Source organism: Collinsella sp. An307, from assembly GCF_002161805.1.
Lineage (GTDB): Bacteria > Actinomycetota > Coriobacteriia > Coriobacteriales > Coriobacteriaceae > Coprousia.
This window is the reverse complement of record NZ_NFIP01000006.1, coordinates 18,649-44,919: the sequence shown is the minus strand read 5'-3', so window position 1 is coordinate 44,919 and position 26,271 is coordinate 18,649. Positions and strand designations below refer to the sequence as shown.

Here is a 26,271-nt window from a genome sequence, read left to right as displayed (position 1 = left end):
TGGGTACGAGGCTAGGAGGTGCACGTGCCAACGGTAGCACAGCATTTTGGGAAGCGCGCCCGCGGCGGCGCCCCGGCGGGGGACGCGGCGCGTGCGCAATCGGCGCCTGTGGTGCTTATGGTATCAGGCGGTGCGGACTCAACCGCGCTTCTGGTTATGGCCTGCACGGGTGCGCTCGATATTGCCGACGGCCGCGGAACGGCGCGCATCGCCCGCGAGCGCCTGCATGTCCTTCATGTGAACCACCATTTGCGCGGCGAAGCGTCCGATGGGGACGAGGCGTACGTGCGCAGCCTCTGCGACCGGTTTGGCCTGCCCCTTTGCGTGGAGCACGCGACCTTTGACGATCTGGGCGGGCAAAACCTGGAGGCAGCCGCGCGTGAGGCGCGCTACCGTGCGGCCCGCCGTTACGCGCGCGAGCTCTGCGCCGAGGCGGGGTGTCCGCGCACCGCGGCGCGCATTGCGACGGCGCACACGGCGAGTGATCGCGCCGAGACCTTTTTTATGAACGCTATTCGCGGTGCCGGCCCGGCGGGGCTTTCGAGCATCCCTAGGCGGCGCAACATTATCGTCCGGCCCCTGATCGACCGTACGCATGAGGAGCTCTGCCGCTACCTCGAGATGGCGGGCATTGCCTGGCGCGAGGACGAGAGCAACTACGATACCTCGTACCTGCGGAACTTTGTGCGCCACGAGGTGATGCCCCTCGCCGCGGAGCGCAACGGCCAAATTGCCCGCACCGTAGGGACCACCTGCGACATCTTGGGTGACGAGGACGCCTTCCTCTCGCAGCTCGCCGCGACCGCGCTGCGTGCCTGCACGCGCCGCGCGGAGACGGGGCTCATCGTTCTCGATGGGGCGCGTCTTGCTGCGGCGGAGCTCGTCATCGCGCGCCGCATGGTGCGCCTGGCCGTGCGTTCGCTCGACCGTGACGCGCGCCTAGAGATGCGGCATGTGGAGGCGGTTCTTGCCTGCGTGGCGGCGGGCGAGGGCTCGCTCACGCTGCCGGACGGCATCGACGCGCGCATGGAGTTTGGCACGCTCTCGCTCCGCACCCCGGCGGCGCGTGAGGCACTCGCCGCCGGATGGCTGGCGGTGCCGGGGCATATGCCGCTTGCCAACGAGGCCGTGCTTGAGGCCGAGGTCATGCGGGTTCCGGCGGGCACCGACGCCGTGGCGCTTGCCCGCGACCTTGCGCGCGCGCAGGCAGACGACGCCGACGACCGGTCGGGCCGCAACGTCGCCTGCATCGATGCGGCGGCGCTTGGCTATGCCGAGGGCGACCTCATCCGCCTCAAGGAGGGCGGCACCGATCTGCCCGCCGAGGTGCGCGCCGCGCGCCTGTGGGCTGACGCGCCCGCGCCGGGCGATGTGATGTGCCCCTTGGGCATGCAGGGCCGCAGCAAGAAGCTCTCCGATATCCTGGGCGAGGAGCGCGTGCCCGTGGCCGAGCGCCCGCTTGTGCCGGTGGTGCGCACCGCCCCCGGCGGCGCGATCGTGTGGGCGGCGGGCATCCGGCTTGACGACCGGTTCAAGTGCACCGCGTCGACCCGCATCCTCATCAAGCTCACGCTCCGCTCCCTGTAAGAGGCGCGTGTGCCCGCCCGTTTGCGGGTGCAGCTGCCCGCGCGGGCTGCTAAGATAAGCAGGTGTTCCACCACAGCAGAAAGGTTGCTCATGACTACGCTTCATCCCGATGTAGAATCCGTTCTCTTCTCCGAGGAGGATATCGCCCAGATCGTGAAGCGCATGGGCGAGCAGATTTCGCGCGACTACGCGGGCAAGGACCTCGTCCTTATCGCGGTTCTGCGCGGCGCCGTGGTCTTTATGGGCGACCTCATGCGTGCGATCGACGTGCCGCTGTCCATCGACTTCATGGCCGTGTCGAGCTACGGCGCCAACGCCAAGAGCTCGGGTATTGTCCGCATCGTGAAGGACCTCGACATGGACATCAAGGGGCGCGACGTGCTTATTGTCGAGGACATTCTCGACTCGGGCCTCACCCTCAAATACCTTATGCAGAACCTTTCCAACCGCGGCCCGGCATCGCTTGAGGTCGCGACCTTCCTGTGGAAGGACGTCGAGGGCAAGCAGGCCGCTATCGACCCCAAGTACGTGGGCACGCACTGCCCCGACGCCTTTGTGGTGGGCTATGGTCTCGACTATGCCGAGCACTACCGCAACCTGCCCTATGTGGGCATCCTTAAGCCGGAGGTTTACTCGTAGTGATGTTTCGTTCTCTAACTGAATACGCTCACGCCCGGGCGCCCCGCCTGCTGCGCGCGGGGGGCGACAACTCCCCCTCGGGCGGCGATGATCGCGGCAACAAGATGCCGTTTAGCGACGGCGATCCCGGCGGGCCCGACGGCTCGCCGCGCTCCAACCTCATCTACCTCATCGTGGGCGCCGTACTCATTGGCTACGTCATCTTTACCATGCTGAACCAGGGCGCCCCACAAGGCCAGGCGACCGAGATTCCTACGAGCCAGCTGATTGCGGCCATCAAGGAGAATCGCGTCGACGAGCTCACCTACACGGTGATGGTCGGCGAGGTCGAGGGCACGTACTGGCCGGACGCCGAGAGCCGCGGCGACGAGAGCAAGCTCGAGCGCTTTGTCTCCAACTACGTGGGGACCGACTCGCTCGACGAGCTCATGGCGGCGCACCCCTCCATCACCTACCGCATCGACACTTCCGACCCCAACATGTGGTCGAACATCCTTATCCAGGTGGTGCCGACCATCCTGCTCGTGGTGCTCATGTTCTATTTCATGCGCCAGATGATCGGCGCAAACGGCAAGGCGATGCAATTTGGCAAGACGGACGCCAAGACCAACGAGGCCACGCGCCCCAAGGTTAAGTTCAAGGACGTCGCCGGCATTGACGAGGCGGTCGAGGAGCTCGAGGAGGTGCGCGATTTTCTCGCGTCGCCCGAGCGCTACCGTAAGCTCGGCGCTAAGATTCCGCGCGGCGTGCTGCTCGTGGGCCCTCCGGGCACGGGTAAGACGCTTCTGGCCAAGGCCGTTGCCGGCGAAGCGGGCGTGCCATTCTTCTCTATCTCGGGTTCTGACTTTGTCGAGATGTTCGTGGGTGTGGGAGCCTCACGCGTGCGCGACCTCTTCAAGAAGGCTAAGGAGCAGGCGCCCTCGATCATCTTCATCGACGAGATCGACGCCGTCGGCCGCCAGCGCGGCGCCGGCCTTGGCGGCGGCCACGACGAGCGCGAGCAGACGCTCAACCAGCTCCTCGTCGAGATGGACGGCTTCGAGGAGTCCGAGAGCGTCATCCTCATCGCCGCCACCAACCGCCCCGACATTCTCGACCCGGCCCTCTTGCGTCCCGGTCGCTTTGACCGGCAGGTCACTGTCGACCGCCCGGATGTGAAGGGGCGCGAGCAGATTCTCGCGGTCCACGGCGCCAACAAGCCGCTTGCCGACGACGTCAAGTTCGACAAGCTCGCCCAGCTCACCGTGGGCTTCACCGGTGCTGACCTCGCCAATCTCATGAACGAGGCGGCGCTTCTGGCGGCGCGGCGCAACAAGAACCTCATCTCCATGGCCGAGATCGAGGAGTCCATGGAGCGCGTCATCGCCGGTCCCGCCAAGAAGGCGCGCGTCATGACAGAGAAGGAGCGCACGACCATCGCCTACCACGAGAGCGGTCATGCGCTCGTGGGCCACATCTTGGAGCACTCCGACCCGGTCCACAAGATCTCGATCGTCTCCCGCGGTCAGGCGCTCGGCTACACGCTTCAGCTGCCTCAGGAGGACCATTTCCTGAAGACGCGCAACGAGATGCTCGACGAGCTCGCCGTTTTCTTGGGCGGCCGCGTTGCCGAGGAGCTCATGTGCGATGACATCACCTCCGGCGCATCGAACGACCTCGAGCGTGCGACCAAGATGGCGCGCGAGATGGTCACGCGCCTGGGCATGAGCGAGGAGCTCGGCACTCAGGTCTTTGGCGAGGCGCAGCACCAGGTCTTCTTGGGCCGCGACTATGCCGACCACCAGGACTACTCCGAGGAGACGGCGCGCCGCATTGACGCCGAGGTGCAGCGCATCATGCGCGAGGCGCACCGCCGTGCGGAGGCGATTCTCTCTGCCCGCCGCGACCAGCTCGACCTCATGGCGAGCGTGCTTCTTGAGCGCGAAACCGTGGAGGGCGAAGCCGTGGAGGCGTTGCTCAACAACGAGTGGGCAAGCTATCTCGAGCGCACCGGCGCCGCTGCGTCCGCTGACGCGCAAGCGAGTGCCAAGCCCAAGCTCTCGCAGGAGGAGCTTGAGGAGGATGCGGCGCGCTACGCCGAGGCGGCGATCGCCGCAGAGGCTGCAGTTGAGGCTGAGGCCGCGCGCGAGACGGCGACCGGCGATGAAGCTGCCGTCGATGACGCCGCCAAGGATGCAGCCGAGGATGCCGCGAGTGCCGAAGAGGCCTTTAACCGCGAATCATAGTCTGCTGCGCAATACATCGTGTGTAAGCGGCGCCGTCATGGTCATGTGACGGCGCCGCATTGCATATATTTCCGGGAATATTCGTTAATTATGCATACGAATTCGTGCGCGTGAGCGCATGAGCGTTTTCCTTGCTGCCGGGTGCACAAAAATCGTTTTGCTGACCTCAAGATATCTGGGGTTTCTTGGGTGCCCGATTTCCTAGAGGCGATTCGACTTATTTCAAAGATGAAAAACCCCAGATAATGCTGACCTGTCTTGGTATGCAGGGCATGCTTTTGGGTCAGCAAACCGATTTTTGCGCACCAGGGGGTTAATCTATTGGTTTTGACGGGCGTATGCGCCCTTAGGACGCAGCCGTGCCCGTCTTCACGTCCATGCGCGCATTGTGACGATGATATTGGATTGCGGTGGAGCGGGGACGCGGCGGGTACCATGGACGGCATTGTTGTTATGCTTGCGCGTTCGAAGGAGGGGCCGTGCCATACGACGATTTCGATACCGAGGACACCGGTGCGCGTTGGGAGCCCTTGTCGGATGACGCGTGGAGGTTCCAGAACGATGCCGCAGGCGTAAGCGAGGTCGCACGTCCCGATGCGCGCCCTGTGACGGACGCCGCTGCGGCTCGTCGTGCCGCGTCGGCGCCCGAAGCGGCACGGCCCGCGTCGCGTTCTGCAGCAAATCCCGCCGCTGTTGATCCCTTTGGTGACGCACCCGCGCCCGAGCCGCCGGCGTATCGGCCGGTAGGCACGCCTGCCGCGGCGGATCAAACGGTGATGCGGCCCACATCATGGGCCGGTTCCAGAAAAAGCATCGAGCGCGGGAGAATCCCCGTGGGCACTACCGCGCCGGTACAGACCGCTTCCAAGAAGGGTGTCGCTCGTCGGTCCCGCGCGTCCGCGCAACGCCCCGGTGCACAGGCGGCGTCGGCGTCCCAAGCTGCTCCTGCGTCCGCTTACCGGCCGTCAGCTGCCGCGGAGGCCCCGGAGCGTCGTGCTCCGCGGCCGCACAAGCGCGCCAAGCACGGATGCCTCAGTTTCTTTCTCTGGATTGGCCTTGCCGTGGCGGTTGCGTTCATGGCGCTCCGCTGCCTGCCGGCAAGCATGGCAAACGGCCGCGCTGTGCCGGAGCTCGTTTCCCTTATCCCGATTATCTTCGTGCCGCTTATCGTTTGCCTCGCGCTTGCGGTGCTTTGGCGCCGACGCGTTCTCGCGGTGCTCACCGTGGTCGCGCTCGCCGTTATGGGCTGGTGGCACGCGGGTTACTTCATCCCCTCGGCGCGCGTCTCCGCTGTGGCGCAGACTGCGGTCGCGACGGCCGCCTCGGCAGAAGACAACGCCGCCCGCATCATGACCCTCAACACGCTCGCGGGCCGCGCCTCGGCAGAGGAGATTGTCAAGATCGTGCGCGAGCAGCACGTCGAAATTCTGTGCCTGCAGGAGCTTTCCGACGACTTTGCGGCGGAGCTCTCGGCGGCGGGCATCGACGAGCTTCTGCCGTACCACGTCATCTCGCTCGGCGCCTCGGGCGTCAACAACGGCGGACGCAACGGCATCTGGACGCTCACCCCCATGAGCAACATCTCGCAGAACCTGCTCCCCATCCAGACGAGCTCCATGCCCGCGGTGACCATCACCATCGGCGGTCGCGCTCTGCGCGTGGTGGGCGTGCACCCCAACTCGCCGGTGCGTGGCGCGCAGGACCTATGGGAGGAGGGCCTCTCCACCATTGGGTCCCTGTCGGACTACGACCATGCCTATATCATCATGGGCGACTTCAACTCCACGTGGGACCACGCGCGCTTCCGCGAGCTTTTGGGCACTTCGTTTGTTGACGCGAGCGAGCAGGCGGGCGAGGGCTTCCACATGACCTACCCCTCCAACAGCGTGATTCCTTCACTCGTGGAGATCGACCACATTGTCTATGTGCGCGACGCGGGTCTCGCGGTGAGCGACCTCGAGACGGTTGCCGTAAGCGGCACCGATCACCGGGCGCTCCTCGCTACGCTCGAGGTGCAGAGCTAGCGGCGTGCCGCGCAACGTTACGCTGCGGTAAACAAACTCCGAGGCAGCGCAGGCGGGAGTACAATCGGGAACACAACGCATACGGGCTCTCGCTTTTGGGCGGGAGTCCTTCGCTATACCCGGTACGCAAAGGAGTTCGCCATGGCAGCGGAGAAGAAGGATATCGATTGGGGCAGCCTCGGCTTTGCCTATCAGCCCACCGACTACAGCTACGTCTGCAACTACAAAAACGGTGCCTGGGAGGAGGGCGGCCTCACGACCGACCACACCCTTACGCTGTCCGAGTGCGCGGGCATCTTCCACTACTGCCAGGAGGTCTTCGAGGGCCTTAAGGCCTACACCACCAAGGACGGCGACATCGTCTGTTTCCGCCCCGACCTCAACGCCAGCCGCATGGCCGACTCGGCGCGCCGCATCGTGATGCCGCCCTTCCCGGAGGACAAGTTCATCGAGGCCGTCAAGATGGTCGTCAAGGCTAACGAGGCGTGGGTCCCGCCCTTTGGCTCGGGCGCGACGCTCTACGTGCGCCCCTTCATGGTGGCAACGGGCGAGGTCATTGGCGTCGCCCCGGCGGACGAGTACCAGTTCCGCATTCTCGTGACGCCCGTTGGCCCGTACTACTCGGGCGGCGTCAAGCCGGTTGCCGTCAAGGTTCCCGACTACGACCGCGCGGCGCCCCACGGCACCGGTAACATCAAGGCGGGCCTCAACTACGCCATGAGTCTCTACCCAAGCGTCGAGGCCCATGCCGAGGGCTTTGCTGACAACATGTTCCTCGACCCGCAGACGCACACCTATGTGGAGGAGTCCGGCGGCGCGAACTTCCTGTTCGTTGATCACGCAGGCACGCTCGTGGTGCCCAAGTCCGCGACCGACTCCATCCTGCCCTCCATCACGCGCCGCTCGCTCGTGTATGTGGCCGAGCACATGCTTGGCATGAAGGTTGTCGAGCGCCCGGTGCCCTTCAGCGAGGTCGAGCTCCACGAGTTCACCGAGTGCGGCATGTGCGGCACCGCCGCCGTCATCAGCCCGGTGGGCAAGGTCGTCAAGGGTGGTGAGGAGATCGTCTTTGGCGAGGGCGGCATGGACCACGTCGGTCCTGTCATGCAGAAGCTCCGCGAGACGCTCACCGGCATTCAGGCTGGCGAGATCGAGGGGCCCGAGGGCTGGGTCGTCAAGATCGCGTAGGGTTTCTCCAAGCGTCTTTTGATGCTCGTATATGCGTCCTAAACGGGGGCGGGCATGGGCTTTGAAGCCGTGCCCGCCCCTATTTCACGCAGCATGCTCATCTCTGGGCAAAAGCGAAACGTGCCACCCGGAAGCACCTGTCGCTCAGAAATGCAGTTATTCAACAATCTAGGCGCGCATGTCGAGATAGAGCCCTCGGGCCATCAGCAAAACCGCAGGGAAATGGAGCCTGTTTTGGACAGATACTCCAACAGCGCGGCGAAGATTGTTGAATAGTTGAAAAACCGCCCGCGCAAGCGCCCGCAAAACGAAAACGAACCCCACCCGGACGCGCCGGATGGGGTTCGCGCAAGTCGCAACTGGCGGAGAGAGGGGGATTCGAACCCCCGAGACGCTCACGCGCCTAACGGTTTTCAAGACCGCCGCATTCAACCGCTCTGCCATCTCTCCGTGAGAGGTAATGATAGCATCGAATCAACTGATGCGCGCGGAGGGCAAAGGGGTGTGCGGCCGATGGACATGAAGCAGGGCGTGAGCGTGTATGATGACGAGCACTTTATGCGCGAAGCGCTGGCCGAAGCTCGCTTGGCCGCCGCCGAGGGCGAGGTTCCCATAGGCGCCGTGGTAGTGCATGATGGCGAGGTCATCGCCCGCGCGCATAATCGACGCGAGGCGGACGCGGACCCTTCGGCGCATGCCGAGTTCTCCGCCATGGTTGCCGCGGCACGCGCTCTTGGCCGCTGGCGCCTCACGGGCTGCACCGTGTATGTGACGCTTGAGCCGTGCTGCATGTGCGCGGGTCTTATGGTTAACGCTCGCATCGACCGCTGCGTGTACGGCGCGGCCGACCCCAAGGGTGGTGCTGCCGGCTCCCTGTACCGTCTGCATGATGACGAGCGCCTAAACCACGCTTTTCCCGTGACGGCGGGCGTGCTGGGCGATGAGTGCGCGGAGCTCTTGTCCGCCTTTTTTGCGTCGCGTCGTGCGGGCAAGGTTGTCGGCGGTGCCCCCGCGCCACAGGAGGCGTGCGCCTCTGTGCGCGTCTCGCGCAACGAGCGCCTTGCCGCGCTGCCGCCCGCCCGCGCGTTACTTGCCGTGGACTCCTTCAAGGGTTCGGCCACGAGCGCCGAGGCGGAGACGTGGCTGGCCGAGGGTGCACAACGCGCCGCGGCGCAGCTTGGGCGGCCTGTCGAGGTCCGGGCTATCCCCGTGGCAGACGGTGGCGAGGGAACGCTCGACGCCGTGCATGCTGCGTGCGGGGGAGAAGACGCTCACTGCTCGGTACCCAGTCCTTTGGGGGATGTGGTCGATGCTACCTATCTGCGCACAGCAGATACGTCGGGCGCTCCGATCGCGGTGGTCGAGATGGCGCGCGCGGCGGGGCTTTCGTTCACAAGCAGAACCGAGGCAGACGCTCTTGCCGCCAGCACGGCGGGCGTCGGCGCGCTTGTGCGCGCGGCGGTCGAGGCGGGTGCTCGCATCATCTATCTTGGCCTGGGCGGAAGCGCCACCAACGACGGCGGCGCAGGGTTTCTCCAGGCCCTTGGCGCCGAGCTTCTGCAAAAGGATGGCGTGCCTGTAGCTCCTGGGCTTGCCGGGCTCGAGCATCTGGCGCACATAGACCTTGCGCCGGCGCGGCGCCTTCTCAAGGGCGTGACGCTTGTTGCGCTCACCGACGTGCGCGCGCCGCTCGTGGGGGCGCGTGGTGCGCTGCGCGTTTTTGGCCCGCAGAAGGGCCTGCCCAAAGAGGGCGAACTCATCAACGCTGCCGAGGGCTGGATGGTGCGCTACGCTGCCGAGCTCACGCGGGCGCGTGACGCGCTGGACGGCACCGACCTCGCCGTTCCCGCGCCGGGCGCACGGCCCCGTGCGCTCGCCGGCGTGCCGGGTGCGGGGGCGGCGGGCGGCTTGGGCGCCGCAGTGCTTGCCCTCGGCGGTTCGCTCGTTTCCGGTATAGATGCCGTGCTCGACCTCGCAGCATTTGACGAAGCGGCGCGCGCAGCAGATGCAGTGATCACGGGCGAGGGAGCGCTTGACGAGCAGACGGCATCCGGCAAGGTCCCCGTTGGTGTGGCGCGCCGCGCAAAGCGCGCTAATCCGCGCGCCTTCGTAGTTGCCGTCTGCGGCAGCCGGGCAGACGATCTCAATGCGGTTTATGACGAGGGCATCGACGCCGCCCTTCCCATCCTGCGGCGTCCGATGCCTCTTGCCGAGGCGCTCAACCCCGCCGAGACCCGCGCGAACCTCATCGCTGCCGGCGAGACCGCCATACGCATGGCTCTTCGCCGCCCGTAGATAAACGACGCACGCGGTGACGGTGCTCTGCTGCGGCTTTAACCACGACCGTCAAGCAGCGCAAGCGCCTCTTCTGCTGTAAAGCAGATTCCCTCTGCGTGTTTTGCAAGCTTCTGGTCATGCGTGACAAGCACGGCAACGCCCGATGCCTCCATAGCGCCCAACACAAGGTCATCTTCCAAGTCGTCGTGTAAAGGTTTAAAGGTGAACGCGCGGAGGACCTCGTCGTAGCCAATGGGCAAAACGATTGCCTTTTCTAGCACATTGCGTACGCACCCCCACGCGACCTCACGGGCCGCCGATGCGCTGTTTTCGTCTACCCGTTTGCCGGAGCGCCGCACATCCGCCTGCATTTGCGCTGCGAGCTGGTAGGCAATGTCTTTTAGAGAAAGTGACGTGACGTACAGGGCAATATCTTCGCGATTTGCCGCACTTGCAATAAGCGTGTCGACAACAGCGTGATGCGTGCTGCGGGCGAGAAAGTAATCAAGCCAGATATTAGTGTCTAGCAGCAACCGTAAAACGTTGTTTCGCTTAGGGTCGGTCATCATGAAAGGCCCCATTTTTCTAGCTGCTCGGCCGCAGCGAGGTCTTTGAGTTCGTCGTAGTCCAGCGGGTCTTCGCCGGGTTCTGGGATGCCCGTTATTTCATAGAATCTAGCGACAAGACGCGCCCCCTCATGCCCGGAATCAAGTTCCGTGGCATGCGGGGTTTCTTTGGGGTGGAGAAGACGCAGAAGCTCGGAAGGAAGCGTTTGCTGGATGGCTAGAAACTCCCATAGTGCTCGAACTGCTTGCGATGGGGTGATTCCTAGGCTGCTGAGCGCCGCGTTCCCCGATTGCTTGAGCATGTTGTCCATGCGAATGTTCATCTGGGATGCAGCCATGATTCCTCCTTGCTATACATAATGTGCCATACAGTATAGCTTGTGACCAGCTCGCCAAACTTGGCAAGAAGGAGAAATCGAGAGCCTCTCGACGTGGAGGGCGCAAGCGGGTAGTATTAGATTCTAGCGCCGCGCGCGTTCGATGGGTTCGGGTGACGATATGTTCCGAACCTGGTCAGGTCCGGGAGGAAGCAGCCATAAGGAGCCTCTGCCGGGCACCCGTTCCCATCGAGTGCACGTGGCGCATTTTTTGTAACCAGAGGAGCTGCGTTGGTGCCCCCTGTGTCCGCGGCCGCCAACGATGCCGCTATACTGGACGTATGTACGTCGATTCCAAGGAGGAGCCATGTCCGAGAACGCAGAGAAGACGCCGCTTGTAGGCATCATCATGGGGTCCAAGTCCGACCTGCCCGTTATGGAGGGCTGCACCGCCGAGCTCGAGGCCCTCGGTGTGCCCTACGAGCTCGTGATCGCGAGCGCTCACCGTACGCCCGACAAGGTGCACGAGTGGGCCGCCACCGCCGCCGACCGTGGCATCAAGGTCATCGTTGCTGCCGCCGGCAAGGCTGCGCACCTGGGCGGCGTCGTTGCCGCCTTCACGCCGCTGCCGGTCATTGGCGTGCCCATGAAGACGAGCGACCTCGGCGGTCTGGACTCGCTGCTCTCCATGGTCCAGATGCCCTCCGGTGTGCCGGTTGCGTGCGTGGCCATCAACGGCGCCAAGAACGCCGCCATCTACGCCACGCAGATCCTCGGCGCCACCATGCCGGAGTATCGCGCTACGGTCGAGAAGCTCAAGGCCGAGATGGCCGAGGCGTAAAGAGAACGCCTAACGCGGAGGTTTAGCGGCCGAAAGGTAGCGTAATGGCTGACTATCAGGGGAAACGCTTCAAGAAGACGCAGCCGGACAGCAGCGCCCGCCCGGCCGCTGCACGCGGCGCCCATGCCCGCGCCGCGGACGCGGGCAGCACCACGGGTGGCACGAGATTCCGCACCGCTTCAAGCAGCGCCCCTGCAGGCGTTGTCCCGCCTCGTTCGGCCGCCTCAACCTCTGCGGGCGGAACACGCTACCGCCAAGCCGCGCCCGCGCCTGCCAAGCAGCGCCCCGCGCGCCGCAAGAGCATCGTCCCCAAGCTCCTCATCGCCCTCGGCGTTATCCTGCTTCTGGTGGCGGGCGGAATCTTTGTCCACGCGCTTTTGGGCTACCGCCAGGCGGAGGAGACCTACGGCAGCCTGGCCGAGTACGCGCCCGTCGACGATTCGTCGAGCTCGGGCCTCCCGGTGGTCGATTTTGATGCGCTGGCCGAGATCAACCCCGATATCGTGGCGTGGATTTACGTTCCCAACACCAATATCAACTATCCCGTGGTCCAGGGCGACGACAACAGCGAGTACCTGTACCGCCTGTTCGACGGGACGTCCAACAGCTCGGGAAGCATCTTCCTCGACGCGGACGCCACCGCGCCGGGTATTGTTGACGAGCAGACGCCGGTGTACGGTCACCACATGAACAACCGCAGCATGTTCTACGAGATTGACGACACGGTCGACCAGGCCGCGTTCGACAAGATCGAGGCGGTCTACTACATCACGCGCGACGCGACCTACCGCTGCGCGCCGCTCATGACCTGCGTTATTGACGAGACCTTTGTCGATGCGCGTCAGGCAAACTTCTCCGACACGCACTCGCTCGCCGATTACCTGCGCGAGATGCACGCCGACATGCGTGCCGAGGCGGACGACGCCGAGGAACGCATCGCCACGGTCGACCAGGTGCTCACGCTTATCACCTGCTCGGGTGAGCTGCCCGGCGCCGATCGAACGGTCATGGTTCTTTCGGTTGATGAGCAGACGCCGAGTCTGGCCGTCGCTTCCCAAGGGTAAACGCAGGGCACATGCCGGCGCTCGCCCGCCCAATCAGATAGGAGACACACATGGCACGTCCCGTTCCCTCGATGGACGCATGGCTCGCTGAGGCCAAAGCAGACGAGTCTGCCGCGCAGTGCGGCATGTACCTTGTGCACAACGGCGTGGTGCGCGAGACGCCTAAGGCCGAGGCACGCGGCATCGCGACCGATGGTGTGCAGCCCGGCGACAAGGTCGGTGGCCTCTATTTTGGCTACGACCAGGCAAAGGTCGACGCCGCCATCGCCCGCACCCGTGAGCTGCCGGGTATCTTCTACGTGCGCGTTTGGCTCAACGAAGGCGAGCTCTCCGTGGGTGACGACATCATGTACGTCCTCGTGGGCGGCGATATCCGCCCGCGCGTGATCGACGCTCTCCAGTCGCTTGTCGCCACGCTCAAAAACGAGTGCGTGACCGAGGTCGAGCATCCCGCGTAAACGCGTCGACCCCACACCACGCTGTCCCACCTTTTGTGTCGACACGAAAAATATGCCGCCCGTGCCCACCGTATGAGGGCGCGGGCGGCATAATAGTTCGGTATTTTTGACGCGTATGGGGTTGTGAGGTAGCACTATGGCAACAAGACCGCTGGCAGACGACGCGCTGCACGAGGAGTGCGGCGTATTTGGCGTGTGGGCACCGGGGCGCGATGTGGCGCGCCTCACCTATTTTGGCCTGATGTCACTGCAGCATCGCGGGCAGGAGTCGGCGGGCATCGCGGTTGGCGACGGCGGCACCGTTATGGTCCGCAAGGAACTCGGCCTTGTAAGCCAGGTCTTTACCGACGCCGACTTGGCGGCACTCCCCGGTCAGCTCGCTATTGGACACGTGCGCTACGGCACGGCGGGCGCAAAGAGCTGGGAGGCCGCGCAGCCGCACCTCTCGACCATTAACGACGTCATCATCGCGCTCGCGCACAACGGCACCCTCGTCAATACCGACGAGCTGCGTCGTCAGCTCATCGATCTGGGCGTTCGCTTCCTCTCCAATTCCGACTCCGAGGTCGCGGCCAAGCTCATTGGCTACTTCACGCAAAAGACGCGTCATCTGCGCGAGGGCATCCGCAAGACCATGGAGCTCGTACGCGGCGGATACGCCATGGCGCTCATCAACGAGCAGGCACTCTATGCCTTCCGCGATCCGTACGGTATCAGGCCGCTTGTACTCGGCAAACTTCCGGAGGAGGGCTGGGTTGTAGCGAGCGAGACGTGCGCGCTCGACATCGTGGGCGCCACGTACGTGCGCGACATTCGCCCCGGCGAGATTCTGCGCATCTCTGCCGAGGGGCTCGTTTCCGAGCAGGGCGTGGCGCCCGAGCAGGAGAGCGCCGAGTGCATCTTCGAGCAGGTGTACTTCGCACGCCCCGATTCAATCATGGCCGGCAAGTCGGTCTACGCCTGCCGCTACGATATGGGCCGCCGCTTGGCGCAAGAGTCGCCGGTTGAGGCGGACATGGTCATCGGCGTGCCGGATTCTGGCCTGCCGCCGGCGGAGGGCTTTGCGCGCGAGAGCGGCATCCCCTTTGGCGAGGGCCTCATCAAGAACCGCTACGTCGCCCGTACGTTCATCCAACCCACGCAGGAGCTCCGCGCTATGGGCGTGCGCATGAAGCTGAACCCCCTGCGCGACAACATCGCCGGCAAGCGCCTCGTGGTGATTGACGACTCCATCGTGCGCGGCACCACCATGATGCAGCTCGTGCGGATGCTGCGCCAGGCGGGCGCGGCCGAGGTCCATGTGCGCATCAATTCGCCCGAGGTCGTGTGGCCGTGCTTCTACGGCATCGATACCGACGTGCAAGCGCAGCTCATTTCTGCCAATAAGACGGTGGACGAGATTCGCGCTTTCATTGGGGCCGATTCGCTCGCGTTCCTCTCGGTCGAAGGACTGCTCGCCTGCATGCCCGCAATAGGCGAGGAGCTGCCCGGTGGCACTTCGCGCGGCTACTGCACGGCGTGCTTCACGGGCGTCTACCCGGTTGCGGTGCCCGAGAGCTTTGGGCGCGACAAGTTCATGCCCGGCTACGACCCCTTTAACATGACCGAGCCGGTGCGCCTGCCGCGCGACGTGGTGGTTGCCAAAGATCGCGACCACAGCTGGGAGGCGGCCCACGGCGAGGCGTAAAGCCAGCCTCAATTACCGAAGAAGGCTCCATCCGCACGGTAGCTGCCAGCGCCATCCTGATATGATGGTGTTCTACGTGACCCGTGCGGAAAGGATCCCCATGAGCGAAACTCCCAAGCACGTTACCTACGAGGACGCCGGCGTCGACACCGCTGAGGGCGGACGCGCCGTCGATGCGATCAAGCAGATGGTCGCCTCCACCAATCGCCCCGAGGTTATCGGCGGTATCGGCGGCTTCGGCGGCCTCTTCTCGGCCGCTGCGCTAAAGGACATGGAGGACCCCATCCTCATCAGCGGCACGGACGGCGTGGGCACGAAGCTCGTGCTGGCGCAGCTGCTCGACCGTCACGAGACGGTGGGCCAGGACCTCGTTGCCATGTGCGTGAACGACATCCTCGCGTCGGGCGCAGAGCCGCTCTTCTTCCTCGACTACATCGCTATCGGCCATATTGAGGCCGAGCACATGGCCAAGATCGTGAAGGGCGTGGCCGACGGCTGCAAGCTCGCGGGCGCGGCCCTGGTGGGCGGCGAGATGGCCGAGCATCCCGGCGTCATGCGCCCGGACGATTACGACCTCGCCGGCTTCACGGTGGGCGTGGTCGATCGCCCTAAGATGCTCGACCCCGCAAACGTCCGTCCCGGCGACGTCATCCTGGGCCTTTCCTCCACCGGTATCCACTCCAACGGCTACTCGCTCGTGCGCAAGGTCATTGGTGTCGACGGGCTCATCCCGGGCACGCCCGAGGCCGAGGCCAAGCGCGCCGAGCTTGAGCAGCCCCTCGAGGAACTCGGCGGCAAGAGCCTGGCGGATGCCCTTCTGGCGCCCACGCGCATCTATGTGAAGCCCGTGCTCGAGGTGCTCGACCGCGTACCGGCCGGTACGGTTCACGCCATTGCCCACATCACCGGCGGCGGTATTACCGAGAATCTCAACCGCGCGCTCGCCGCGGACGTGGACGCCGTGGTCGACCGCGCGGCGGACGGCACCTTTACCTGGGACATGCCGCCTGTTATCTCCTACATCGCCCGCAAGGCAGGGCTCACCCCCAACGAGGCCTGCAAGACCTTCAACATGGGTGTGGGCCTCATGCTCATCTGCGCGCCCGAGGACGAGGCTGCGCTCACCGAGGCCCTTGAGGCTGCGGGCGAGCACCCGTTCCGCGTGGGCACCTGCGTAGAGGGTTCGGGCCAGGTGGTGTACGCCGATGAGCGCTAACGAGGTTTCCACCGAGGCCGTCTCGTATCTCGAGATTCCCGATAACAACGCCATCCAGACGGCGCGCGCCGCCGCACGCGAGGCGGGCGAGGAACTCGCGCCGCTCAAGATCGGCGTGCTCGTCTCTGGCTCCGGCACTAATCTGCAGGCGCTTATCGACCGCATTGCCGACGGCAGCCTTGCCGCCCAGATCGTGCTTGTGGTTGCGAGCCGGCCCTCGGCCTATGGCCTTAAGCGTGCCGAGGCAGCGGGCATCCAGACGCTCTCCCTCTCTAAAGAGGTGTACGCCGATCCCATCGCCGCGGACGAGGTCATCGCCCACGAGCTCATCGCCGCGGGCGCGGAGTACGTGGTCATGGCGGGCTACATGCGCAAGGTCCACGCGCCGCTTCTGGCGACCTTCCCCAACCGCGTTGTCAACCTGCACCCGGCGCTTCTGCCCAGCTTCCAGGGCGCGCATGGCATCCAGGACGCCTACGACCGCGGTGTGAAGGTCACGGGTGTGACGGTGCACTTCGCCAACGCGGCGTACGATCAGGGGCCCATTATTGCCCAGGAGCCCGTGCGCGTTGAGGAAGGCTGGAGCGTAGACGAGCTCGAGGAGGCGATTCACGCGGTCGAGCACGTGCTTTACCCGCAGGTGATTGGCCTTCTTGCCGAGGGTCGCGTGCAGGTGCGCGACGACCTCACGGTCGCGGTGGGCTAGTCGCCGCAAAGCGTTTTCATGCCGGGGCGCCCGTCCCGCTGCGGGGCGCGGGCGCTCCTCGGGGGAGTGAACGGAGGGGCCATGGCTTCTGCAGGCCAAGGCGGTTCTTGGACGGGCGGCAACGCGTCGCGCCCGACGCATCGCCCGTTGCAGCTGGCGGGCCGCTCGTCGGCGTCGTCTGGCGGAGCGCGGCAGGCGCCCTCGCCCCGTCGTACCGGACCCTCTTCCCGCAGGGGTGCCGAGCGCACTGGTCGCGGTCCGTCTTCGCGCCGTCAATCGGGAACGCATGTCAGGCGGACGCGCTACGGCTACCCCACCGTGAGCGAGCGCCTCGCCAAGGGAGTTCCGCGCGGCGCCGGCCGCAGTGGCGTCATTGGTTCGACCGTTCAGCACAACGGCTCGCTCGGCTACATCCGCAAAGGACCGTTTGGCGGGAGCGCTCGCCAGCGTGCCGCGCGCTCCCATATCCTTCACGTGCTTCCCTACGCGCTCGGCATCATCGCCGCGGTCCTGTTGGTCTGGGGCGTGGGCACTGCCGTGCAGACCGGCTGGGGTCCCTTTGGCAAAGGCAGCGCCGAGGAACCCGAGCCCGCGGCTTCGGTGCAGGCTCTGGCGAGCGTCTTGTCCGCTAGCCCCTCCGTTGCGGCAATCGAGGCCGAGGTGCCCTCCTCGCGGGTGATTGCCCCTGCCGCGGCCACGGCGGCGGCGGGCCGTGTAACGTTTTCCGCAGTTGGCGACAACTTTGTAAATGATGTCCAGCTCGTCCAGGCAGATGCTGCTTCTGGCGAGTCGGGCGACGGCGCCTACGATTTCAGCAGGCTCTACAGCGGGCTGCGCGACGTGCTCGCCGCGAGCGACGTCGCCTTCATAAGCCAGGCCACCCCGCTTACCGGAGCGGATCAGAATTCCGCCGGCGGCGTTGCACCCTTTGCCACGCCCGACTCGCTGGCAGACGCAATCGTCGGCGCCGGCTGGGACGTGGTCGCGCTAGCGAGCGCCAACGCCTTTGACGGGGGAGACGAGGGCATCACCCACGCTCTGAGCGTCTGGAACGGTAAGGGTACGGACATCCTCACAACAGGAAGCTTCTCGAGCGCTGCCGACCGCAACGCCGTGCGTGCCGCAACCTGCAACGGCGTCGACATCGCCTTCCTCTCGTACTGGTGCCCAGATGATGGCGCGACCTACGACACGCCCTCCGAGGATTTCTACCTTGTTCGCTACGACGCAGAGACCATGCGCGCAGACGTTGCGCGCGCACGCGAGGTCGCCGATGTGGTGGTGGTCTCGCTCTGGGGCGGTGCGGCGTACGCGCACGATCCCGGTGATGCGCAGCGCACCCGCGCACAGGAGCTCGCCGACGCGGGCGTCGACGTGGTGTTGGGTTGCGGAACCCGCGTGATCCAGCCGGTGGAGTGGGTCGAGGGCGCCGGTGGCCGCACGCTTGTGGCCTTTGGCCTGGGAGACCTCGTAAGCGCCGATGCCGAGAACGTCGATGCGGCGGTCTCGCTGATGCTCACCTGTGATTTCACCAAGCTCAATGCCGAGGAGGCTTCTGCTTCCGGCCGCTCGGTTGCCATCGAGAACATCGTGTTGCGCCCGCTTGTGGACCACCGTGAGGCGGGGGCCGAGACCATCTATCCGCTCGCCGCCTACACCGACGATCAAGCACGTGCAAATGAGCTGCTCACAGGCATCAGCGACCCCCATTTGTGGGTCAGCGAGCTCTCGCGCCGCGTCTTGGGCACGAGCTTTGATGTTGCGCTCTGATTCCGCCCACCCTGCGAGCGCAACCGCTCACCAGATTGTGTGTATGGATATCGGACGAGACGGGCTTACTAGATATATCGGGTACTATCCGCCGGCGCCCCCGGGCGCCCGTCTTCAAGGAGGAACATTATGGGTCGCAAAGCCGAGGAGCCGCTCGAGATCGATTTCGAAGGGTTCCAGACCTACCTGCGTTCCAAGACGCGCGTGTTCATGGATGTTGACGGTGACGAGTACTACATCACGCACACCGACGGGTACTGGCGCGTTCAGGACTGCTCCAAGCTGAACGACAAGGGCCGCTTCACCGATTGCTCCGAGCTTGTTGCCACCATGCCCGAGGTAATCGAGCTGCCGTTCCGCGATGGCAAGAGCGTCCACGACCTGTTTGATCAGGCAACGTTCTATGAGTCCGACCAGGAGGGCTGGGATCAGTAACGTCTGTCTCACAACAGATGAGCCCCCTGCCGCCGGCGCGTTCGCGCGTCGGCGGCTTTTTGTGTAGCGGTACGTTGACGGTCATCCGAAATCGGACTAAACTCTGGCTTGTGTGACGATAGGGGGTAGCTATGCCAAGTGAGGAGATGCGATCGGTCGAGCGCTCGACCCGCGTGCCATGCGCAAGTCCAGACGGTGCCGCTTCTGCGCGCGAGCTCGACTACCTCTATAACGAGATCGACAAGCTCTACCACGCCTATGCCCACGGCTGTGGCGTATCGGACTGCGCCTACTGGATGCTCTACGACCTCGAGGTGGCGGGCGGGACGTTACCGCTCACGCAGCTTACGACGTCGTGGTCCTATAGCAAACAGACCATCAACTCCGCTCTCAAGGTGCTAGGCGAGCGCGGCCTCGTCGAGCTTTCCTATGTGGAGGGCAGTCGCAAGAGCAAGCAGGCAACGCTCACCGAGGACGGGCGGACGTTCTCGCGCCGGCACATCCTGCCCGCAATCCGCGCCGAGGAGCGGGCGTTCTCCTATCTGAGCGCCGACGAGCAGCAAGACCTCATCCGCTTGGTCCGCCGCTATACAGACGCGCTCGACGCCCAGCTTGCCGCTGTCGATACGGCGGAAGGGGAGTCCCGGTAGCGCCCCGCCCGCGCGCCACGCGCCCACGCGCCGCGCACCTGCGGCCCACGCGCCGCGCACCTGCGGCCCACGCGCCGCGCACCTGCGGCCCACGCGCCGCGCTCCAACCGGAGCGCTTCCGCGCCCTTGTCCAGAGAACCCGCGTTCACGAAAGGATCGCCGCTTCATGAAGACGCTTCTGCGCTTTCTCAAGCCCTATAAGCTCCAAACGTTCGGCGTGCTCATCGCGCTCGGCGTGAATCTCGCCGGCGTGCTGCTCGTGCCCACGATCCTCGCCAATATGATTAACATCGGCGTGTCATCCCGCGACTTTGGCTTCATCCTGAACCAAGGCGGCTTCATGCTCGTCGCGGCGGTGGTATCGGGCGCGGGCGCGTTTGCGTGCAGCTACTTCTGCGCCGACCTCGTCACCAAGGTGGGCCGCGACATCCGCAACGCCGTCTACGACGCTTCGCTTGCGTTCTCGGGCGGTGACTTCGAGAAGTTCGGCACCGGCTCGATGATCACGCGCACCCTAAACGACGTCAACGTTATCCAGATGGCCATCTCCATCACCGTGCAGATGATTCTGCCCGTGCCGTTTGCCATGGTCATCGGCATCGCGCTCGCCTGGTCGGTCGACTATCAGATGGGCATGATGCTTCTGGCGTTTGTGGCGGTGGTCGCCGTCATCGCGCTTTTGAGCGTGAAGAAGGCCGCGCGTATCTTCCAGCGCCTGCAGCGCTTCATCGACCGCATGAATGTGCGTCTGCGCGAGAGCATCACCGGTGTGCGCGTCATCCGCGCCTTTGGTAAGGAGGCCTCCGAGCAGGAGAGCCTCGACGAGGCGTTCTCCGACTACGCAACCAACGCCATCCGTGTGAACTGGATCTTTGCGACGTTCGATTGCTCGGCGTTTTTCATCATGAACATCGCCGAGGTGGCGATTCTTTGGCTCGGTGGCAACCGCGTGGGCGCGCATGCGATGGAGATCGCCTCGATTTCGGCGTGCGTTGAGTACGCGATGATGATTCTCTTCTTCATCATGATGGCCCAGATTGGCGCCCTTATGCTGCCGCGCGCGCTCGTGTGCATCGAGCGCTGCCGCGAGGTTATCGAGCATGCGCCCTCGATTGCCGACGGTGAACTCGAGAGCCTGCCGGAGCGCGCCTCGGCTACGCCCGCTGACGCTGGCAATGCTCCCGCACGTGAGGTCCTCGGCGAGGTGGTCGCCCACTTTGGCAACGCGTCGTTCCGCTTTGCGGACGCCGACGAGGACACGCTTCATCACATCAACTTCCTCTGCCGCCGCGGCACAACAACCGCCATCATCGGCCCCACGGGTTCGGGCAAATCGACCATCGCCAAGCTGCTGCTGCGCTTCCACGACGCGACGGACGGCAGCGTGAGTCTCTGCGGTACCGACGTGCGCGAGCTCACGCAGCACGCCCTGCGCGAGCACATCTCCTACGTGCCGCAGAAGGCGTGGCTCTTCTCGGGCACCATTGCCGACAACCTCCGCTACGGCGCGCCGGACGCCACCGACGAGGAGCTCTGGCACGCCATCGACGTGGCGCAGTCGGGCTTTGTCCGCGAGCTGCCCGAGGGCCTCGGCCACCGCGTGGCGCAGGGTGGCACCAACTTCTCCGGCGGCCAGCGCCAGCGTCTTTCCATCGCGCGCGCCCTGGTAAAGAAGGCCGACCTCTACATCTTTGACGATTCGTTCTCGGCGCTCGACTTCAAGACCGACGCAGCGCTGCGCCACGCCCTTGCCGAGGAGGTGGCCGACGCCGCGGTTCTCATCATCGCCCAGCGCATCAACACCATTCTCTCGGCCGACCAGATCGTGGTTCTCAAAGACGGCTGCATTCAGGGCCTTGGCACGCACGAGGAGCTCATGCGCACGTGCGAGGCGTATCGCGAGATCGCCCGCTCGCAGCTGCGCGCCGAGGAGCTGGAGGCACTTATGGAAGATTCCGCCGCGAAGGGAGGTGAGCGCAAATGACAGAGGAGAAGAAGGATCTACGCGTGGTCAACGAAAACGAAGTTGCCGCCGAGGGTGGCGCCGCGTCGCCGGCGCGCTTTGCCGACCCGCACGAGCCCGCTCGCTCGGGCGCGCCTGAGCCTAAGAGTGAGCAGGAGCTCGAGGTTCCCAAGGACGCTCGTGCTGTGATCGCCCGCCTTTGGCGCGAGTCCCGCGGCGAGCACTGGCGCTTCGCCGTGGTGGTCGTGTGCGTCATCTGCTACACCATCGCCCAGATCTCGGCGCCTGCCTACAGTGCGCACCTGATTGACCTTCTGTGGGCAAACATCCAAGAGGCGCACGCCCGCGGCGAGATCTTTACCATCTCGTGGACGACGGGCGGCATCGAGCTCGCAACGTTTGTGGGCATCTGGACTGTTGCCTGGGCGTTCTATACCGTCCAGAGCTTCACCATGGCAAGCTTTGCCGAGCGGCTGAACCTGCGCCTGCGTTGCCGCATTGCCGCCAAGCTCAACGTGCTGCCGCTTAAGTTCTACGACGCTCACAAGCCGGGCGATGTCATGAGCCGCGCGACCAACGACCTCGACAAGGTTTCCGAGGTGCTGCAGCGCGGATTGCTCTCCATGCTCATGGCGGTGGGTTCGGTTACTGGTGCCGCCATCATGATGGTGCGCCTGAACCTTACGCTCTCGCTTGTGTTCCTCTGCTTTGCCCTCATTGCCATTACCGGCACGCGCCTTGTGGCCAAGCGTACGCTCGTGCTCGCCGCCGAGCAGCAGCGCGCCGTCGGTATTCTGAACGGCCATGTGGAGGAGGCGTACTCCGGCCGTATTGTCATCAAGGCGTTCAACCAGGAGGAGGCGAGCTCCGCGCGCATCCACGAGGCGACCCAGCAGCTCGCCGACACCATGCGCCGTACCGACTTTGTCACCAACGTCGTGGCGCCCATGGTGCGCTGCCTCGTGCGCCTCTCGCAGGTGGTGCTTGCGCTCATGGGCACGGGCATCCTTATGGCGGGCGGCCTTACCATCGGTACCTTGCAGGCGTTTTTCCAGTACGTCAACACCGCCTCCGAGCCGCTCACGCAGTTCTCGCTCACGGTGAACCAGCTCCAGAGCGCGCTTGCTGCGGTGGAGCGCGTCTTTGGCGTGCTCGACGAGCCCGAGATCGAGCCTGACCCGGCCACGCCCGCCCACGTGGTGGAGCCGGTGCAGGGTCGCGTGGCCTTTGAACATGTGCGCTTTGGTTACGACCCCGACCGCCCGCTCATGACGGACGTGAACTTCACGGCGGAGCCCGGGCAGAAGGTTGCCATCGTGGGCGCCACGGGCGCCGGCAAGACCACCCTCATCAATCTGCTCATGCGCTTCTACGAGATCGACGGCGGACGTATCACGCTCGATGGGGTCGACACGCACGCTATGACGCGCTCCGAGCTGCGCGGCCACTTTGGCATGGTGCTGCAGGACGCTTGGCTGCGCGAGGGCACTATTGCCGAGAACATCGCCTACGGCGCGCCGGGTGCCTCGCGCGAGGAGATCATCCAGGCGGCAAAGACCGCGCAGGTGGACTTCTTCGTCCGTACGATGCCACAGGGTTACGACACCAAGCTGGAGAACGACGCGGAGAACATCAGCCAGGGTCAGCGCCAGCTCTTGACCATCGCGCGCGTGCTACTCGCAAACCCCGCGATCCTCATCCTCGACGAGGCGACCTCGAGCGTGGACACGCGTACCGAGCGCTCGATTGTGCAGGCCATGGAGGCGCTCACGCAGGGCCGCACGAGTTTTGTGATCGCGCACCGGCTCTCCACCATCGTGGACGCCGACCTTATCCTGGTGATGGATCACGGCAACATCATCGAGCAGGGCACGCATGAGGAGCTGCTCGCGCTCGGCGGGTCCTACGCGGAGCTCTACCAGAGCCAGTTTGCGTAGGATTCGAACGACAGACAGCAAAACGGGGAGGGCTAACCTGAACGGCCCTCCCCGTTTTGTATAGGGGCGCTAGTCCTGGTTCATGGGAATACCCTTGCCCTCGTCGGGCGGACGCAGCTCGGTGAGCGCCGTGTAGTCGCCGCCGGCGGAGGAGGGGCGCAGCGGGCCGGGCGCAAACCAGTCGAGAGCGCAGTCGATCCATGCGTTCCAGAACGGCCACTCGTGCCCGCCGATGCCGGGCTCCCAGTAGGTCACGTCAAAATTGGCGTCCTCGAGCAGGCGCACGACCTCGCGGTTTGCGTTGCACAGGTTGTCCGATTTGCCGCATGCGCCGTAGAAGCGCGGCTTGGGCAGGTCGGGGTCGTTGCGGAAGCGGTCGATCAGGGCAACGTAGTCCTTCTCCGAGCCAATGACCGTATCGAGGTCGCCAAAGAACCGCTCGTAGTACTTGCGCTTGCGCGGCGAGTGCGACTCAACGGCGTCGAGCACGCGGTCGCGCATGAACGCGCCCGAGAGCGCCACGATCGACCCAAAGCGGTCGGGGCGCAAAAGGCCGTTGATAAGCGCGGTGTACGCGCCGATGGAGATGCCGGCGAGCGCAGTATCCTCGCGCTTGCGCGATAAGGGGAAGAGACGCCGCGTGATCTCTACGAGCTCCTCCGAGATGAACTTCCCATGCCACTCGTTGATCTCGGGTTTGTCGAGGTACAGGCCGTCCTCGCCCGAGGGCATGATGATGGCAACATCGCGCGCCTCGGCCGTTTGGACCACGTGCGTCTTGTCGATCCAGTCATAGTCGCGGCCAAAGAGGCCGTGCAGGAGGTAGACCGTGCGGTACGGGCCTTGGCGGCGTTTGGCGAGCTTGTCGCCGTCCATCTTGTCGACCGGAATGACGGCCGTCAGGACGACGTTGCGCTGAAGGTAACGGGAATAGAAGTCGACTCGGAGCAGTGCCACGGTATTCCTCCTTACCGCATGGTGCGTCGGCGGCAAGCCACTTAGCGGGGCAGCCAATCCATAGCTTGGGGCAGCGCCTGGTTCCACAGGTTCCAGTCGTGCCCACCGTGAAGTTCATGATAGGTTACGTCGAGGCCGGTGCCACGAAGCCGCTCGGCGAGCATGCGGTTCGCGCTCGCGAGCGGGTCCTCGTTGCCGCACGCCATAAAGACGCGCGGGCGCGGCCGGTCGCAGTAGACGAGGTCGGCGGCAAGGCGTGCCGGGTCCTTATCGGAGCCGACGACCTGGTTGAGATCGCCAAAAATCGATTCGAGGTAGGAGCGCTCCAAGAAGAAGAGGCCGTCGGAGATAATCTGGTCAAACCCGTCGATGACCATGGCCGTGGAGAGCGAGATGATTGACCCAAAGTTCTCGCAGTACTTAAGGCCGTTGCGCATCGCACCGTACGCGCCCATGGAGACGCCGCCGATGAACGTATCCTCGCGCCGGTCGGAGAGCGGGAACATGCTCCGCGTCACGTCGAGGAGCTCCTCGCCCACAAAGCGGCCGTAGTAGTTGTGCGTCTCGGGGTGGTCGAGGTAGAAGGCGTTGTAGCCGGACGGCATGACCACCGCGATGCGACGCTCCTCGGCCCAGGCGCGGATGCGCGTCTCGGAGATGAGGTCGGTGTGGTTGCCGGTGATACCGTGCAAAAGATAGAGCGTCTTGAACGGCCCCTTGGTGCGGGGGTAGTCGCGCCGGTCCCAGGCAGATGCGTCATGCCTGCGCTCGTAGTCGGCGCCGTACGCCTCGCCCGTGTTGTCGATGGGGAGGATGACGTCGAGGGTGGTCGTGCGCATGAGCGCCGCGGAGAAGTAGTCGACGGAAAGACGTGCCATACGGCTCCTTTGACTATCGGGGTCATAACGTCAACATTATACGGCTTCGCGCGACTCGTTCGACCTATCTGCCGCTGGCGGAAACCTCGTTGTCGCACGGCGTCGGGCCGTCTTCTGCAGACGCATCGACGCGCACCGGGACACCGCGGCGCTCGAGCATGCAGGTAAGCACCTCGACCTGCTCCTCAAGCTGGCGGATGCGCCGTGCGTTGTCGTTGATCTTCTCGCGGTTCCACGCATGCGCCTCGCGCACCGGGTCGGGCATGCTCTCGTGGCGGCTCTTCGCATCGTAGCGCTCGGTGAGCACGCGGCAGCCGTTACGGCGCACGACGCGCCCGGGGATGCCCACCACCGTGGAGTTGGCGGGGACGTCCTTCACCACGACGGAGTTGCCGCCAATGCGCACGTTATCGCCAATGTGGATGTTGCCGAGCACCTTGGCGCCGCTTCCCACTACGACGTTGTTGCCGAGGGTGGGGTGGCGCTTGCCGTCCTCGTTGCCGGTGCCGCCCAAGGTGACACCCTGGTAGAGCACGCAGTCGTCGCCAACGATGGTGGTCTCGCCGATGACGACACCCATGGCGTGGTCGATAAAGAAGCGCCGGCCGATCTGCGCCGCGGGGTGAATCTCCACGCCCGTGAAGAAGCGGGTGATTTGGCTGAGGACGCGGGCCGGGCCGCGCAGGCCGTGGCGCCAGAGCCAGTTCTCTGGCGTGTGCATCCATTTGGCATGCAGGCCGGGGTAAGAGATGAAGATGGTAAACGCGCTCTGGGCTGCGGGGTCGTTGCGCTTAACGGTGGCGATATCCTCGCGGACGGTTGCGATGAAGCTCATGGTGAGACTCCCCTCTGGGATGCGCGGCGAGCTTGCGCGCCACGCGTCGAT

At 64.9% G+C, this 26,271-nt stretch carries 23 protein-coding genes, 1 tRNA gene and 1 other RNA gene; 19 read left to right on the top strand and 6 right to left on the bottom strand.

The annotated features are described in order from the left end of the window. The first annotated feature begins 24 nt into the window (after positions 1–24). The 6 genes from tilS to B5F89_RS09985 all read left to right on the top strand — a co-directional run bounded on the left by tilS (position 25) and on the right by B5F89_RS09985 (position 7,939). Entirely contained in the window at positions 25–1,587 is a 1,563-nt protein-coding gene (gene tilS, locus B5F89_RS06170) for a tRNA lysidine(34) synthetase TilS (RefSeq protein ID WP_239286696.1), read from the top strand. A 90-nt stretch (positions 1,588–1,677) separates the two neighbouring features. Continuing rightward, complete coding sequence (gene hpt, locus B5F89_RS06165) at positions 1,678–2,226, top strand: hypoxanthine phosphoribosyltransferase (protein WP_087430920.1); 549 nt, start codon at positions 1,678–1,680, stop codon at positions 2,224–2,226. A gap of 104 nt (positions 2,227–2,330) precedes the next feature. After that, positions 2,331–4,451, top strand: coding sequence for an ATP-dependent zinc metalloprotease FtsH (gene ftsH, locus B5F89_RS06160; protein WP_204230630.1), 2,121 nt, complete (start codon positions 2,331–2,333; stop codon positions 4,449–4,451). Positions 4,452–4,930: 479 nt separating this feature from the next. Next, positions 4,931–6,475: an endonuclease/exonuclease/phosphatase family protein gene (locus B5F89_RS06155; RefSeq protein ID WP_087430918.1), complete on the top strand. Its 1,545-nt coding sequence runs from the start codon at positions 4,931–4,933 to the stop codon at positions 6,473–6,475. 141 nt (positions 6,476–6,616) lie between these two features. Beyond that, positions 6,617–7,663, top strand: a complete 1,047-nt coding sequence (locus B5F89_RS06150) for a branched-chain amino acid aminotransferase (RefSeq protein ID WP_087430917.1) — start codon at positions 6,617–6,619, stop codon at positions 7,661–7,663. A gap of 54 nt (positions 7,664–7,717) precedes the next feature. Next, a complete protein-coding gene (locus B5F89_RS09985; protein WP_143758346.1) occupies positions 7,718–7,939 on the top strand; it encodes a hypothetical protein in 222 nt (73 codons plus the stop codon). A gap of 84 nt (positions 7,940–8,023) precedes the next feature. Here the strand turns inward: B5F89_RS09985 and B5F89_RS06145 are convergent. Further along, positions 8,024–8,113, bottom strand: a tRNA-Ser gene (locus tag B5F89_RS06145). Positions 8,114–8,176: 63 nt separating this feature from the next. Here B5F89_RS06145 and tadA point away from each other — a divergent pair. Beyond that, entirely contained in the window at positions 8,177–9,958 is a 1,782-nt protein-coding gene (tadA, locus tag B5F89_RS06140; protein ID WP_087430916.1) for a tRNA adenosine(34) deaminase TadA, read from the top strand. A gap of 38 nt (positions 9,959–9,996) precedes the next feature. Here tadA and B5F89_RS06135 read toward each other — a convergent pair whose 3' ends face one another. Beyond that, positions 9,997–10,509, bottom strand: a complete 513-nt coding sequence (locus tag B5F89_RS06135; RefSeq protein ID WP_239286695.1) for a PIN domain-containing protein — start codon at positions 10,507–10,509, stop codon at positions 9,997–9,999. Further along, positions 10,506–10,844, bottom strand: coding sequence for a type II toxin-antitoxin system RelB/DinJ family antitoxin (locus tag B5F89_RS06130; RefSeq protein WP_087430915.1), 339 nt, complete (start codon positions 10,842–10,844; stop codon positions 10,506–10,508). Before B5F89_RS06130 ends, B5F89_RS06135 begins: the two co-directional genes overlap by 4 nt. Before the next feature lie 139 nt (positions 10,845–10,983). On the opposite strand from B5F89_RS06130, the gene ffs reads away from it, so the two are divergent. From ffs to B5F89_RS06070, 12 genes are all read left to right on the top strand, one after another. Continuing rightward, positions 10,984–11,079, top strand: an RNA gene (gene ffs, locus B5F89_RS06125) — signal recognition particle sRNA small type. 111 nt (positions 11,080–11,190) lie between these two features. After that, a complete protein-coding gene (gene purE, locus B5F89_RS06120) occupies positions 11,191–11,664 on the top strand; it encodes a 5-(carboxyamino)imidazole ribonucleotide mutase (protein ID WP_087430914.1) in 474 nt (157 codons plus the stop codon). Positions 11,665–11,708: 44 nt separating this feature from the next. Further along, the gene (locus B5F89_RS06115; protein WP_087430913.1) at positions 11,709–12,728 is read left to right on the top strand and encodes a class B sortase; all 1,020 of its coding nucleotides are present in this window, start codon (positions 11,709–11,711) and stop codon (positions 12,726–12,728) included. Between the two features lie 50 nt (positions 12,729–12,778). Beyond that, positions 12,779–13,186 (top strand): molybdenum cofactor biosynthesis protein MoaE, encoded by a 408-nt coding sequence (locus B5F89_RS06110; protein WP_087430912.1) that lies wholly within the window; start codon positions 12,779–12,781, stop codon positions 13,184–13,186. Between the two features lie 136 nt (positions 13,187–13,322). Beyond that, a complete protein-coding gene (gene purF / locus B5F89_RS06105) occupies positions 13,323–14,873 on the top strand; it encodes an amidophosphoribosyltransferase (RefSeq protein ID WP_087430911.1) in 1,551 nt (516 codons plus the stop codon). 100 nt (positions 14,874–14,973) lie between these two features. Continuing rightward, positions 14,974–16,089 carry a phosphoribosylformylglycinamidine cyclo-ligase gene (gene purM, locus B5F89_RS06100; protein WP_087430910.1) on the top strand — a complete coding sequence of 372 codons (1,116 nt, stop codon included), beginning with the start codon at positions 14,974–14,976 and terminating at the stop codon, positions 16,087–16,089. Beyond that, positions 16,079–16,795 carry a phosphoribosylglycinamide formyltransferase gene (gene purN, locus B5F89_RS06095; protein ID WP_087430909.1) on the top strand — a complete coding sequence of 239 codons (717 nt, stop codon included), beginning with the start codon at positions 16,079–16,081 and terminating at the stop codon, positions 16,793–16,795. Before purM ends, purN begins: the two co-directional genes overlap by 11 nt. Positions 16,796–16,876: 81 nt before the next feature. Further along, entirely contained in the window at positions 16,877–18,565 is a 1,689-nt protein-coding gene (locus B5F89_RS06090) for a CapA family protein (RefSeq protein WP_158098432.1), read from the top strand. Between the two features lie 129 nt (positions 18,566–18,694). Continuing rightward, complete coding sequence (locus B5F89_RS06085) at positions 18,695–19,000, top strand: CDP-alcohol phosphatidyltransferase (protein WP_087430907.1); 306 nt, start codon at positions 18,695–18,697, stop codon at positions 18,998–19,000. 131 nt (positions 19,001–19,131) lie between these two features. Continuing rightward, a complete protein-coding gene (locus B5F89_RS06080; RefSeq protein ID WP_239286694.1) occupies positions 19,132–19,650 on the top strand; it encodes a MarR family transcriptional regulator in 519 nt (172 codons plus the stop codon). Between the two features lie 166 nt (positions 19,651–19,816). Next, positions 19,817–21,634, top strand: coding sequence for an ABC transporter ATP-binding protein (locus B5F89_RS06075; RefSeq protein ID WP_087430906.1), 1,818 nt, complete (start codon positions 19,817–19,819; stop codon positions 21,632–21,634). Beyond that, a complete protein-coding gene (locus B5F89_RS06070; RefSeq protein WP_087430905.1) occupies positions 21,631–23,550 on the top strand; it encodes an ABC transporter ATP-binding protein in 1,920 nt (639 codons plus the stop codon). Before B5F89_RS06075 ends, B5F89_RS06070 begins: the two co-directional genes overlap by 4 nt. Positions 23,551–23,619: 69 nt before the next feature. Here the strand turns inward: B5F89_RS06070 and B5F89_RS06065 are convergent, their stop codons facing one another. From B5F89_RS06065 to cysE, 3 genes are all read right to left on the bottom strand, one after another. Continuing rightward, on the bottom strand, positions 23,620–24,507 hold the full coding sequence (locus tag B5F89_RS06065) for an alpha/beta hydrolase-fold protein (RefSeq protein ID WP_087430904.1): 888 nt from the start codon (positions 24,505–24,507) through the stop codon (positions 23,620–23,622). A gap of 41 nt (positions 24,508–24,548) precedes the next feature. Further along, positions 24,549–25,385 carry an alpha/beta hydrolase family protein gene (locus tag B5F89_RS06060; RefSeq protein ID WP_087430903.1) on the bottom strand — a complete coding sequence of 279 codons (837 nt, stop codon included), beginning with the start codon at positions 25,383–25,385 and terminating at the stop codon, positions 24,549–24,551. Between the two features lie 64 nt (positions 25,386–25,449). Beyond that, complete coding sequence (gene cysE, locus B5F89_RS06055) at positions 25,450–26,220, bottom strand: serine O-acetyltransferase (RefSeq protein ID WP_087430902.1); 771 nt, start codon at positions 26,218–26,220, stop codon at positions 25,450–25,452. Between the last annotated feature and the right edge of the window lie 51 nt (positions 26,221–26,271).

Bases quoted from the DNA above. Each gene is read 5' to 3' on its own strand.
- hpt (WP_087430920.1), top strand. From the start codon at position 1,678: ATGACTACGCTTCATCCCGATGTAGAATCCGTTCTCTTCTCCGAGGAG.
- ftsH (WP_204230630.1), top strand. From the start codon at position 2,331: ATGCCGTTTAGCGACGGCGATCCCGGCGGGCCCGACGGCTCGCCGCGC.
- B5F89_RS06150 (WP_087430917.1), top strand. From the start codon at position 6,617: ATGGCAGCGGAGAAGAAGGATATCGATTGGGGCAGCCTCGGCTTTGCC.
- B5F89_RS09985 (WP_143758346.1), top strand. From the start codon at position 7,718: ATGGGCTTTGAAGCCGTGCCCGCCCCTATTTCACGCAGCATGCTCATC.
- tadA (WP_087430916.1), top strand. From the start codon at position 8,177: ATGGACATGAAGCAGGGCGTGAGCGTGTATGATGACGAGCACTTTATG.
- B5F89_RS06135 (WP_239286695.1), bottom strand. From the start codon at position 10,509: ATGATGACCGACCCTAAGCGAAACAACGTTTTACGGTTGCTGCTAGAC.
- B5F89_RS06130 (WP_087430915.1), bottom strand. From the start codon at position 10,844: ATGGCTGCATCCCAGATGAACATTCGCATGGACAACATGCTCAAGCAA.
- purE (WP_087430914.1), top strand. From the start codon at position 11,191: ATGTCCGAGAACGCAGAGAAGACGCCGCTTGTAGGCATCATCATGGGG.
- B5F89_RS06115 (WP_087430913.1), top strand. From the start codon at position 11,709: ATGGCTGACTATCAGGGGAAACGCTTCAAGAAGACGCAGCCGGACAGC.
- B5F89_RS06110 (WP_087430912.1), top strand. From the start codon at position 12,779: ATGGCACGTCCCGTTCCCTCGATGGACGCATGGCTCGCTGAGGCCAAA.
- purF (WP_087430911.1), top strand. From the start codon at position 13,323: ATGGCAACAAGACCGCTGGCAGACGACGCGCTGCACGAGGAGTGCGGC.
- purM (WP_087430910.1), top strand. From the start codon at position 14,974: ATGAGCGAAACTCCCAAGCACGTTACCTACGAGGACGCCGGCGTCGAC.
- purN (WP_087430909.1), top strand. From the start codon at position 16,079: ATGAGCGCTAACGAGGTTTCCACCGAGGCCGTCTCGTATCTCGAGATT.
- B5F89_RS06090 (WP_158098432.1), top strand. From the start codon at position 16,877: ATGGCTTCTGCAGGCCAAGGCGGTTCTTGGACGGGCGGCAACGCGTCG.
- B5F89_RS06085 (WP_087430907.1), top strand. From the start codon at position 18,695: ATGGGTCGCAAAGCCGAGGAGCCGCTCGAGATCGATTTCGAAGGGTTC.
- B5F89_RS06080 (WP_239286694.1), top strand. From the start codon at position 19,132: ATGCCAAGTGAGGAGATGCGATCGGTCGAGCGCTCGACCCGCGTGCCA.
- B5F89_RS06075 (WP_087430906.1), top strand. From the start codon at position 19,817: ATGAAGACGCTTCTGCGCTTTCTCAAGCCCTATAAGCTCCAAACGTTC.
- B5F89_RS06070 (WP_087430905.1), top strand. From the start codon at position 21,631: ATGACAGAGGAGAAGAAGGATCTACGCGTGGTCAACGAAAACGAAGTT.
- B5F89_RS06060 (WP_087430903.1), bottom strand. From the start codon at position 25,385: ATGGCACGTCTTTCCGTCGACTACTTCTCCGCGGCGCTCATGCGCACG.
- cysE (WP_087430902.1), bottom strand. From the start codon at position 26,220: ATGAGCTTCATCGCAACCGTCCGCGAGGATATCGCCACCGTTAAGCGC.